The following is an 11,046-nucleotide window of genomic DNA, read 5'->3' on the forward strand; positions in this document are numbered from 1 at the left end:
GCAGGCCCCGGCGCGGGGTGCCGTACCCCCTGGCCGCCGCCGCGGCCGCCGCGGCGCTGCTCGTGGGCGGCGTCTCGGTCTGGGGCGCGCAGCGCCTGGGCCTTGAGCCGGACCCCACGGTGCTGGCCACGGCGGAGCTCGAGCCCCTCGCCGGCTACACCGCCCGCGGCTCGGCGGAGGTGGACGAGCGCTCGGACGGGACCCGTCAGCTGGTGGTGCGGACCGACCCCGCCGACGTGGACGGGTTCAAGGAGGTCTGGCTGCTCGCCCCCGACGCGCAGCGGATGGTCAGCCTCGGCGTGATGGCAGGGGACGAGGCCGTGTTCGTGCTGCCCGAGAACCTGGACGTCGGCGAGTTCCCGGTCGTGGACGTCTCGAACGAGCCGATCGACGGCGACCCGACGCACTCGGGGGACTCGATCGTGCGCGGCGTCCTGGAGGTCTGAGCGGGGGCTCGGCCCCTCAGAGCAGGGCCGAGGTCAGCCGGGCCACGTTGTCGGCGTACTTGTGCCACAGCGGCCGACGGTTCCACGCGTCGAAGTCCAGCAGGGTGCTGGCCTCGAGGAACTCGGCGACCACCGCGTCCATCCGCCGCCGGAAGTCCCGGTCCGCGATGAACACGGAGATCTCGAGGTCCAGGGCGAACGAGCGCTCGTCCATGTTGGACGAGCCGATCACGGAGACGTAGTCGTCCACGAGCACGAACTTGGCGTGCAGCACGGTGGGGGAGCGGTACCGGTAGATCTTCACGCCGGCCTCGACGAGCTCCTGGTAGTAGGAGTTCTGGGCGTGGTAGGCCAGGAAGTGGTCCGAGGTCTCGCCCACGAACAGCCGCACGTCCACCCCGGACTGCGCCTCGGTGGTCAGCGCGTGCATCAGCGACTCGTCCGGGACGAAGTACGGGCTGGCGATGACGATCTGCTCGTTGGCGTTGTAGATCAGATGGTTGAACAGGCGCAGGTTGTTCTCCGTCTCGAACCCGGGGCCGGAGGGCACGACCTGGGCGAAGACCGGCCCCTGGGTGTCCGGGAGGTCGCGGGCGGCCTCGTCGAGCAGGAGGTCGCCGGTCTCGGAGTACCAGTCGCTCGTGAACAGGGCGTTGAGCTCGGCGACCACGGGACCGGTGCACTCGAGCATCAGGTCCTTCCACTCGAGCCCCTTCCGGCGGTTCCGGCGCTTGTTGTAGGAGCGGTGGATGATGTTCTGCGAACCCGTGTAGGCCAGGGAGCCGTCGACCACGAGGATCTTGCGGTGGTTGCGCAGGTCGGGCCGCTGCCACTCGCCCTTCCACGGCCGGACGGGCAGCATGCGCTGCCACGGCAGCCCGGCCTCGTCGAAGCGCTTGATCATCCCCCGATACCCCGGGTAGCCCACGGAGCCGAGGTGGTCGATGAGCACCCGCACCCGCACCCCCCGCCGGTGGGCGCGCACCAGGGACTCCAGGAGGGGACGCGAGGCGTCGTCGATGGCCACGATGTAGAACTCGAAGTGGACGTAGTCCCGGGCCCGGTCCACGGCGTCCGCCATGATCCGCATCGCCTCGTGGTTGTCGGTGAGGATCTCGAAGGAGTTGCCGCCGACCATGGGCAGGGCGCCGAGCTTGTAGTTCAGGGCCGCGGTGGAGGCCACCCACTCGGGCAGCTCCTCGTCCGTGTTGCCCAGGATGTGGAGGTCCGGGGTGTTCTCGCGGATGACGTCGTTCATCTTCGCCTGCATCGCCATCCGCTTCTTCGGCAGCTTGGCGGAGCCGATGGCCAGGAACAGCAGGATCCCCACGTAGGGCAGCAGGAAGATCGCGAGCAGCCAGGCCAGGGCCACGGAGGGCCGCCGGTTGTGCGGGATCCAGCCCAGGGCCACCAGGTTGATGAGCAGCCCCAGCACCAGCACGACGATCGTCGCGGTCTCCGGGAGGAGGTGCGCGGGGATGCCGCTGAAGGGGAACAGGGCCGGGATCACCTCGCCAGTCTAGGTTCCGGCGCCGCGCGGTCTACGCGGGGCGCGGCAGGACGTAGTCGGTCTCCGGGCCGGGGGTCTCGCGGTGGACGAAGCCCGCGGCGACGAGCACCTGCGCGGCCGGTGCGTTGTCCCCGGGCACGCTGGCGCGCACCCCGGTGACCGCGGGGTCCGCGAACGCGACGCCGAGCAGCGCGGTGATGCCCTCCTGCGCGTAGCCCAGGTTCCGGCGGTCCGCGGCGAGGGAGCCCACGATCTCGAGCTCGTCGTCGATCGGCGGGCCCACGAAGCCGGCCGTGCCGACGATCTCGCCGGTCGACTTCTCCACGACGGCCATCCGCGCGTACACGGACTCCGTGAAGAAGTAGCCCCCGGCCATGAGGGACTCGCGGGCGAAGTCCATGTCCTCGGCGGTCGGGAAGCCGTGGGCGAAGTGGGCGCCGTGCTCGCCGGCCGCCACGGCGTCGAGCTCCTCGGCGGTGAAGGGGCGGAGCAGGAGCCGTTCCGTCTCCAGGACGGGTGCGGGGCGCTGGGCCTCGAGGTCCTCAGTCATGCTGGTGCTGCTTTCTGCGGGTCCGGGTGCCGAGGGTGGACGGGGGGATCCGTGGAGCGGGGTGCCGGGGGCGGGGCTCCGCCCCCGGCGGGCGATCAGCCGAAGTACTTCGGCAGCGTGCCCTCGTGCGCGGTGCGGAGCTCGTCCAGGCCGATGCCGAACTCGCTCTGCACGTCCAGCGCGCGGTTCTCGGTGTCCACCACGCCGATCCGCGTGTGCGGATAGGCGCGCATGGTGCACATGTCCTTGAACCGTACTTCCTCGCTGCGCGGCACGGCCACCACGGCCCGTCCCTGGGTCTCGGAGAAGAGCATGGTGAACAGGTCCACGCCGTCGCGCTCGCACACCTCGCCCAGCCCGATGCGCGCACCGGTGTCGAAGCGCAGCGCCATCTCGGCGAGGGTCGCCGCGAGGCCGCCCTCGGCGACGTCGTGCGCGGCGTCGATCATGCCGTCGCGGGACATGTTGATCAGCAGGTCGCCGAGCAGCTTCTCCTGGGCGAGGTCCACGGCCGGGGGGAGCCCGCCGAGGTGCCCGCGCAGGTTCGCCCACTCGGAGCCGTCCAGCTCGTCCCGGGTGGTCCCGAGCAGGTAGATCGCCTGGCCGTCCTCGCGCCAGCCCGACGGCGTGCGCCGCCGGACGTCGTCGAGCACGCCCAGCATCGCCACCACGGGCGTCGGGTGGATGGCCACGCCGCCGGTCTGGTTGTAGAGGGACACGTTGCCGCCCGTCACGGGCACCCCCAGCTGCTGGCAGCCGTCGGCGAGCCCGCGCACGGCCTCGGCGAACTGCCACATGGTCTCCGGGTCCTCGGGGGAGCCGAAGTTCAGGCAGTCGGAGACGGCCGCGGGGCGGGCGCCGGCGGTGGCCACGTTGCGGTAGGCCTCGGCCAGGGCCAGCTGCGCGCCGGCGTACGGGTCCAGGTAGGCGTAGCGGCCGTTGCAGTCGGTGGACAGGGCCACGCCGAGGCCGGTCTCCTCGTCCACGCGGACCACCCCGGCGTCGTCGGGCATCGCCATGGCGGTGTTGCCCTGCACGTAGCGGTCGTACTGGTCGGTGACCCAGTCCTTGGCGCAGAGGTTCGGGGAGGCCATGAGCTCGAGGACGGCGTGCTTGAGCTCCGCGCCCGAGGGTCGCCCGGCGTCGGCCGGGGATCCGGCGAAGCGGTCGGCCTGGAGCCGGTCCTGGTCCGCGGGCCGGGTGTAGGGCCGGTCGTAGACGGGGCCCTCGTGGGCGACGGTGCGGGGGTCGACGTCGACGATGACCTCGTCGTCCCACTCGATCACGAGCCGGCCGGTGCCGGTGACCTCGCCGATCCAGGAGTGCTCGACGTCCCACTTGTCCATCACGGCCTCGAAGGCGGCGACCTTCTCGGGGGTCACGACCGCCATCATGCGCTCCTGGGACTCCGACATGAGGATCTCGCCCGGGGTCAGGGTGGGGTCGCGCAGGAGCACCTGGGTCAGGTCCACGTGCATGCCGCCCTCCCCGTTGGAGGCCAGCTCCGAGGTGGCGCACGAGATGCCCGCGGCCCCCAGGTCCTGGATGCCCTCCACGAGGGAGCCCTTGAACAGCTCGAGGCAGCACTCGATGAGCACCTTCTCCGCGAACGGGTCGCCCACCTGGACGGCCGGCCGCTTGGACGGCTTGGCGTCGTCGAAGGACTCCGAGGCGAGCACGGAGGCGCCCCCGATGCCGTCGCCGCCGGTGCGGGCGCCGAACAGCACCACCTTGTTGCCCACGCCGGAGGCGTTGGCGAGGCGGATGTCCTCGTGGCGCATCACGCCCACGGCGAGCGCGTTGACGAGCGGGTTGCCCTGGTAGCAGGAGTCGAAGACGACCTCCCCGCCCACGTTGGGCAGGCCCAGGGAGTTGCCGTAGCCGCCCACGCCCGCCACCACGCCGTGCACCACGCGCGCGGTGTCCGGGTGGTCGATCGCCCCGAAGCGCAGCGGGTCCATGACGGCCACGGGCCGGGCGCCCATCGAGATGATGTCGCGCACGATCCCGCCGACGCCCGTGGCGGCGCCCTGGTAGGGCTCCACGTAGGACGGGTGGTTGTGGGACTCGATCTTGAAGGTCACGGCCCAGCCGTCCCCGAGGTCGGTGACGCCGGCGTTCTCGCCGATGCCCACCAGCAGGTCCTTCTTCATCTCCTCGGTGACCTTCTCGCCGAACTGGCGCAGGTGGACCTTGGAGGACTTGTAGGAGCAGTGCTCGGACCACATGACCGAGTACATGGCGAGCTCCGCGGCGGTGGGCCGGCGGCCGAGGATCTTCTTGATCTCCTCGAACTCGTTGTCCTTGAGGCCCAGCTCGGCCCAGGGCAGCTCGGTGTCGGGGGTGGCCGTCGCGTGCTCGACGGTGTCCAGGTTGAAGTGCTTGTCGCTCATGGAGTGCTCGGTGTCCCTTACTTGACCAGTGCCTTGAGGGCGGAGACGAACAGGCCCAGCCCGTCCGTGCCGTCGCGCATGCCGACCTCGCCGGAGGCCGAGGAGTCCGCGCCGAAGCCCGGCTCGACCGCGTGCTCGGGGTGCGGCATGAGGCCCACCACGTTGCCGCCGGCGTTGCAGATCCCGGCGATGTCCCGCCGGGACCCGTTGGGGTTGCCCCCGACGTAGCGGAAGACCACGCGGCCCTCGGCCTCGAGGGCGTCGAGGGTCCGCTCGTCCGCCACGTACTGGCCGTCCTGGTTCTTGAGCGGGACCACGATCTCCTGGCCCTGCTCGAACTCGGTGGTCCACACGGTCGTGCTGTTCTCCACGCGCAGGCGCTGGTCCCGGCACAGGAACTTCAGGCGCTCGTTCTTGATCATGGAACCCGGCAGCAGGTGCGACTCGGTGAGCATCTGGAAGCCGTTGCAGATCCCGAGGACCGGCAGCGGAGCGGACCCGGAGGTGCCCGCGGCGTTCGCGCCGTCGATGATCGGCGCCATGATGGGGGCGAACCGGGCGATGGCCCCGGCGCGCAGGTAGTCGCCGTAGGAGAAGCCGCCGGGCAGGATCACGGCGTCGACGCCCTGCAGGTCCTCGTCGGCGTACCAGAGGGGGACGGGGGTGCCGCCGGCCAGCGTCACGGCGCGCGCCGCGTCGCGGTCGTCGAGGGTGCCGGGGAAGGTCACGACGCCGACGCGCGCGCCGGCGAGCCCAGCGTCCGGCGCGGGGCCGGAGAGGTCCGCGATGAGGGGGGTCTCGAGACCGGCCATGCTCAGTTCTCCTCGGTCTCGTCGAGCACGGCCACGCGTACGACGTCCTCGATGACGGGGTTGGAGAGCAGCTTCTCCGCGGCCTCGCGGGCCTGGGCCAGCGCGTCCTCGGTGGCCTCGCCGTCGACGGTCAGCTCGAAGCGCTTGCCCTGCCGGACACCGGCGAAGCCGTCCAGGCCGATGCGGGGCAGTTCGTTGGCGATCGCCTTCCCCTGCGGGTCGAGGATCTCGGGCTTGGGCATGACGTCGACAACAATGCGGGCCATCGGGGAACTCCTGAGGGTCGAGCAGCGGGCCGGGATCCGGCGAACGTCAGCCATTCTATCGGCTCGGGCACGCCGGTCGTGCCGGGCCCGGACCGCCCGCCGGGTGTGGTAGGGGTCACCCGCCGGCAGGCCGCCCGGGCGGTGGGCCCCCCGGGATTCTCCAAGGCGTGTCCGGTAGACCGTGGTGCCATGAGCACCGCACCGCAGACCGCAGGGGCCCGCACCGCCGACGCACGCCTGGTCTCGGTCTACCGCCGGGTCCTGACCCTGCTGGGGATCGGCACGGTTCTCGGCGCCCTGACCGAGCTGGCGATGCTGCGGCACTGGCAGGGACCCGCCCAGCTGGTGCCGTGGGCGGTGCTGGCCGTGCTGCTGCTCGGAGCCGTGGCGTGGTTGGTGCGGCGCACCACCGGGACGGCCCGCACCGTGCGGGTCGCCGCGGTCGTCTCCGTGCTCGGCAGCGCCTACGGCGTCTACGAGCACGTCCTGGCGAACCTGCGGGCCGGACCGCTGGACCCGCGGTACGCCGAGGCCTGGGACGCGATGTCGGGCGCGGCCCGGCTGTGGGCGGCGACCAGCGGGGCCGTCGGGCCGTCCCCCGTGCTCGTGCCCGGCACGATGGGCCTGGCGGGGGTGCTGCTGTGGCTCGCCGTCCTCCGCTGGCGGCGCGGGACGGACCGAGCCCGGTCCGCCGCCGGCGGAGGGGGACGGGGCGGTGCTGGAACAATGGGCCCATGACCCAGCACCCAGCGACGACCACCCCCGGACTCAGCGGCCGTGAGGCCGAGCGGCTCGCGGACGCCCTCGAGGCCCGGGACGTGACGGTCTTCGTGGACGGCACCTCCCTGCGCCTGCCCGAGGGGGCGCGCGACGCCGTCGTGGACCTCCTCTCCCGGATGACCCGCGGGGAGGCCGTCACGGTGACGTCCGCCGCGGTGACCTCCGCCGCGGAGCCGCCGGCGGACCCCGGGGACCTGCTGACCACCTCGCAGGCGGCCGCGCTCGCCGGCATCTCGGCCACCTATCTGCGCAACCTCACCACGGAGGGCGTCCTCCCCGTGCAGTACCGGGGCAGCCACCGCCGGATCCGGCGCGCGGACGTCCAGGCCTGGCTCGCCCGCCACGGCGAGGACGGGGCCGCCCCCGACTCCCCGGAGGACCTGCTGACCACCTCGCAGGCGGCCGCCCTCGCCGGGATCTCGGCCACCTATCTGCGCAACCTCACCACCGAGGGCGCCCTGCCCGTGCAGTACCGGGGCAGCCACCGCCGCATCCGGCGCTCGGACGTCCAGGCCTGGCTCGCGGGGCGGCAGCGGCGCGACGACGACGGCGCGCCCGCGCCGCACTGACCCCGCCTCAGCCGAAGCGGGCCACGACCCAGCCCTCGACCACGTCGACCGCCGCCGCCCGCAGGAGGTCCTTGGCAGGGTCCGGCGGTGCCTCCCGGCCGGCCGCCAGGGCCAGGCGGGACCCCACGAACCGCCCGTCGGCGGCGAAGACCCAGAAGTGGTTGGGGCACTCGAACGTCTCGGCGCGCCCGGCGGACTCCCGGCACACGGTGGCCTGCTGGTGGGTGCAGGTGTTGCGCAGCACGTGCAGCGCGCCCCCGGCGTCACGGGTGACGAGGACCGGCCCCGTGCTGGAGGGCGCCGTCACGAAGTCGAGCGGGTCCGGCACGGCGGAGACCGCCACGATCCGCTCCCAGCCGCCGGCGGGCTCCCCGGGCGCGCTCACGCCGCCGCCCCGTCGGTGGCGCGGGCCGGGTCGAGGACCTCGAGGGCCGCGCCGAGCCGGCGGCGCAGCGGCTCGGCGCGCCGGGCGAACTCCCGCTGCCGGCGCACGTACTCGGCCTTGCCCTCCGGCGTCTCGATCCGCACGGGCTCGTAGCCCCAGCCGGAGAGGTCGTAGGGGGCGGCCCGCATGTCGGTCTCCCGCACGTCCCACGCCAGCTCGAAGCAGTCCATCAGCAGCTCGGAGGGGATCCCCGGGACGAGCTTGTACGCCCACTTGTAGAGGTCCATGGTGGCGTGCAGGCAGCCCGGCTGCTCCATCCGGCGCTGGGACTCCCGGGTGGGCCGCAGCTCGTTGAGCGGCACGGCCTGCGGCTGGAAGAACCGGAACGCGTCGAAGTGGGTGCACCGGATCCGGGCGGACTCCACCACGGCGTCCGTGCCCGCGGCCCCGAGCCGCAGCTCGAGCTGCTCGTGGCGGAGGTCGTTGTCCTCCGAGCGGTAGGCCATCGCCCACTCGTGCAGGCCGAAGCAGCCGAAGAAGCCCGGGTTGCCCGCGTGCGCGCCCAGCACCGCCCGGGCGAAGTCGATCGCGGGGGCCCGCCGGGCCCGGAGGGCGTCGTCGTCCACGGTCACGGCCCCGTCCCGGGCGCTGAGCCCCAGGGCCGTGAGCTCGGCGCCGGTGAGCGCGCGGTAGAACTTCTCCCCGGCGCGGTCCGCGGCGTCCAGCAGCACGGTGCCCGCCCCTGGGTGCCAGCGCTTCAGCTGCGCGGGCTTGAGGGTGTAGTAGGTGAACAGGAAGTCCTCGACCGGGTGCTTGTGCCCGCGGTGGCGGCGGGCCACGAACGGGTCCGCGCGGCGCGCCGCGCGCTGCTCGTGGGCGTGCGACCGCGGCGCCCACTCCTCGCGGGACAGGACGACGACGGGGCGGGTCACGGGACCCGCCCCGTCGTCGACGGACCGGTGGAGCGCGGCACGGGGATCAGCGGCCGGTCCCCGCGTGGACCGTGGCCTCCTCGTCGGAGTCCAGGCCGAAGGCGCTGTGCACCACGCGCACGGCCTCGTCGAGCCGGTCGGCGGCCGTGACCACCGAGATCCGGACCTCGGAGGTCGAGATCATGTCGATGTTGATGTTCGCGGCCGCGAGCGCCTCGAAGAACGTGAAGGTCACCCCGGGGTTCGACTTCATGCCGGCGCCCACGAGGGAGAGCTTGCCGACCTCGTCGTCGTACTCCAGGCCCGCGTAGCCGATCTTCTCCTCGGCGGCGCGCAGCAGGCTCATGGCCAGATCGCCCTGGGACTCGTCCACCGTGAAGGAGAGGTCCGTCAGCGGGTCGTCGCCGGTGGAGATGTTCTGCACGATCATGTCCACGTTGACCTTCGCCTCCGCGAGCAGCCGGAAGATCCGGGCGGCGATGCCGGGCTTGTCCGGCACTCCGACGACGGTGACCTTCGCCTGCGTGCGGTCGTGGGCGATGCCGGAGATGAGCGGCTGTTCCAACGGGATCTCCTTCGGGGAGGTGACGGCGTCTTCGGGGCCCGGGATGACCCAGGTGCCCTCGTTGTGGGAGAAGGACGAGCGGACGTGCAGCTTCACGCCGAAGCGGCGGGCGTACTCGACGCAGCGCAGGTGCAGGATCTTCGCGCCGTTCGCGGCGAGCTCGAGCATCTCCTCGCTGCTGACCACGTCCAGCTTGCGGGCCCTGGGCGCGATGCGGGGATCGGCGGTGAACACGCCGTCGACGTCGGAGTAGATCTCGCAGACGTCGGCGTCGAGGGCCGCGGCCAGCGCCACGGCCGTGGTGTCCGAGCCGCCGCGGCCCAGGGTGGTGATGTCCTTGGTCTGGCGGTGCACGCCCTGGAACCCGGCGATGATCGCGATGTTGCCCTGGTCCAGGGACTCGCGCACGCGCAGCGGATTGACCTCCACGAGGAGGGCGGCGCCGTGCGCGCCGTCGGTGACCATCCCCGCCTGCGACCCGGTGAAGGACTGGGCGGGAGCGCCCATCCCGGACACCGCCATGGCCAGCAGCGCCATGGAGATCCGCTCGCCGGCGGTGAGCAGCATGTCGAGCTCGCGGGCCGGGGGCTTGCGGGTGACCTCGTGGGCGAGGTCCAGGAGCTCGTCCGTGGTGTCGCCCATCGCGGAGACGACGACGACGACGTCGTGGCCCCTGTTGCGCGTCTCGACGATCCGCCGTGCAACGCGGCGGATGCCGTCGGCGTCCGCGACGGAGGATCCACCGAACTTCTGCACGATCAGGCTCATGGGTTCAACTCCTGTGCTCGAGGGCGGCCGGCGGTCGGGGCCGGGCCGTGCGCCCGCTCCCCGCGGCAGGGCACCAGGACATCCTACGCGAGTGCGTCAGGCGACGACCGTCCGGCCCTCGAACGCGCGGCCGAGGGTCACCTCGTCGGCGTACTCGAGATCGCCGCCCACGGGCAGCCCGGAGGCCAGGCGGGTCACGCGGATCCCGAGGGTCTTGAGCATGCGGGAGAGGTAGGTGGCGGTGGCCTCGCCCTCCAGGTTCGGGTCGGTGGCGAGCACGACCTCCTGCACGGTGTCGCCGGAGAGCCGCGTCATGAGCTCCCGGATGCGCAGCTGGTCGGGGCCGATGCCCTGGATGGGGCTGATCGCCCCGCCCAGGACGTGGTACCGGCCGCGGAAGCTGCGGGTGCGCTCGATGGCCATGACGTCCTTCGACTCCTCGACCACGCAGATGACGCTGTCGTCCCGGCGGGCGTCGCGGCAGATGGCGCACTCGTCCAGCTCGGACACGTTCCCGCAGATCCGGCAGAACTTCACCTTGTCCTTGACCGCCGTCATGGCGTCGGCCAGCCGCCGGACGTCCTCCTTGTCGGCGTCGAGGAGGTGGAACGCGATCCGCTGCGCGGACTTCGGCCCGACGCCGGGCAACCGGCCCAGCTCGTCGATCAGATCCTGAACAGCGCCTTCGTACACGTTTCCCTCGATTTCCGGGCCGGTGCACGGCCCTCCTGATCGTCCTCGGCCACGACGTCACCGGGGTGCCGGTGCGCGGGGCGGTCCCGGCTCACTCCCCGGTGTGGAGGTCCCGCTCCTCGATCAGCATCCCCCCGAGGATCCGCTCGATCGCGGCGCGGCCGTAGAGGGTGGAGTCCTCGAGCGCCTCGTCGTCCGAGCTGGGCACGAAGGAGTCGTCCCATTCTACGCCGCTGTCCTGCGGGGCCGCGGCGGAGGCGGGTGCCTTGCGCCCCGCGGCGATGGCCGCGGCGTGGCGCTCCCGGAAGCTCAGCCGTGCGTTCCGGTCGGCGCCGGCCGGTGCCGCCGACGGGGCGTCCTGCCGCGGGGCGGCCGGG

General features: G+C 72.7%; 13 protein-coding genes. 3 read left to right on the forward strand and 10 right to left on the reverse strand.

Features of this window, described 5'->3' with window-relative positions; genetic code table 11:
- Positions 1-446 (forward strand): anti-sigma factor (locus CRM73_RS16005; RefSeq protein ID WP_229588448.1); only part of this gene is annotated, 446 nt, incomplete at its 5' end.
- Between the two features lie 16 nt (positions 447-462).
- Here CRM73_RS16005 and cls read toward each other — a convergent pair.
- The 5 genes from cls to purS form a co-directional block, all read right to left on the reverse strand.
- Positions 463-1,956, reverse strand: coding sequence for a cardiolipin synthase (gene cls, locus CRM73_RS16010; protein ID WP_176337354.1), 1,494 nt, complete (start codon positions 1,954-1,956; stop codon positions 463-465).
- Between the two features lie 31 nt (positions 1,957-1,987).
- Positions 1,988-2,506, reverse strand: a complete 519-nt coding sequence (locus CRM73_RS16015; RefSeq protein ID WP_017833874.1) for a GNAT family N-acetyltransferase — start codon at positions 2,504-2,506, stop codon at positions 1,988-1,990.
- Positions 2,507-2,601: 95 nt separating this feature from the next.
- Complete coding sequence (purL, locus tag CRM73_RS16020; protein WP_035927845.1) at positions 2,602-4,899, reverse strand: phosphoribosylformylglycinamidine synthase subunit PurL; 2,298 nt, start codon at positions 4,897-4,899, stop codon at positions 2,602-2,604.
- Positions 4,900-4,916: 17 nt separating this feature from the next.
- The gene (purQ, locus tag CRM73_RS16025; RefSeq protein ID WP_017833876.1) at positions 4,917-5,711 is read right to left on the reverse strand and encodes a phosphoribosylformylglycinamidine synthase subunit PurQ; all 795 of its coding nucleotides are present in this window, start codon (positions 5,709-5,711) and stop codon (positions 4,917-4,919) included.
- A gap of 2 nt (positions 5,712-5,713) precedes the next feature.
- Positions 5,714-5,977 (reverse strand): phosphoribosylformylglycinamidine synthase subunit PurS, encoded by a 264-nt coding sequence (gene purS, locus CRM73_RS16030; RefSeq protein WP_031283211.1) that lies wholly within the window; start codon positions 5,975-5,977, stop codon positions 5,714-5,716.
- Between the two features lie 189 nt (positions 5,978-6,166).
- On the opposite strand from purS, the gene CRM73_RS16035 reads away from it, so the two are divergent.
- Both CRM73_RS16035 and CRM73_RS20000 read left to right on the forward strand, forming a co-directional pair.
- Positions 6,167-6,715, forward strand: a complete 549-nt coding sequence (locus CRM73_RS16035; protein WP_229588450.1) for a hypothetical protein — start codon at positions 6,167-6,169, stop codon at positions 6,713-6,715.
- On the forward strand, positions 6,712-7,326 hold the full coding sequence (locus CRM73_RS20000; protein ID WP_370658555.1) for a helix-turn-helix domain-containing protein: 615 nt from the start codon (positions 6,712-6,714) through the stop codon (positions 7,324-7,326). The genes CRM73_RS16035 and CRM73_RS20000 overlap by 4 nt, the downstream gene beginning before the upstream one ends.
- Positions 7,327-7,333: 7 nt before the next feature.
- On the opposite strand, the gene CRM73_RS16050 is transcribed toward CRM73_RS20000, so the two are convergent.
- From CRM73_RS16050 to CRM73_RS16070, 5 genes are all read right to left on the reverse strand, one after another.
- Positions 7,334-7,711, reverse strand: a complete 378-nt coding sequence (locus tag CRM73_RS16050; protein WP_229588452.1) for a Rieske 2Fe-2S domain-containing protein — start codon at positions 7,709-7,711, stop codon at positions 7,334-7,336.
- Entirely contained in the window at positions 7,708-8,643 is a 936-nt protein-coding gene (locus tag CRM73_RS16055; protein WP_229588454.1) for a 3-methyladenine DNA glycosylase, read from the reverse strand. The genes CRM73_RS16050 and CRM73_RS16055 overlap by 4 nt, the downstream gene beginning before the upstream one ends.
- A 46-nt stretch (positions 8,644-8,689) precedes the next feature.
- Positions 8,690-9,976, reverse strand: coding sequence for an aspartate kinase (locus tag CRM73_RS16060; protein ID WP_017833882.1), 1,287 nt, complete (start codon positions 9,974-9,976; stop codon positions 8,690-8,692).
- 96 nt (positions 9,977-10,072) lie between these two features.
- A complete protein-coding gene (recR, locus tag CRM73_RS16065; protein WP_017833883.1) occupies positions 10,073-10,669 on the reverse strand; it encodes a recombination mediator RecR in 597 nt (198 codons plus the stop codon).
- 91 nt (positions 10,670-10,760) lie between these two features.
- A partial coding sequence (locus tag CRM73_RS16070; protein WP_229588456.1) for a hypothetical protein occupies positions 10,761-11,046 on the reverse strand: 286 nt, incomplete at its 5' end.

Origin of the sequence: Kocuria sp. CCUG 69068, from assembly GCF_020833785.1 — a bacterium.
Classification (GTDB): domain Bacteria; phylum Actinomycetota; class Actinomycetes; order Actinomycetales; family Micrococcaceae; genus Kocuria; species Kocuria rosea.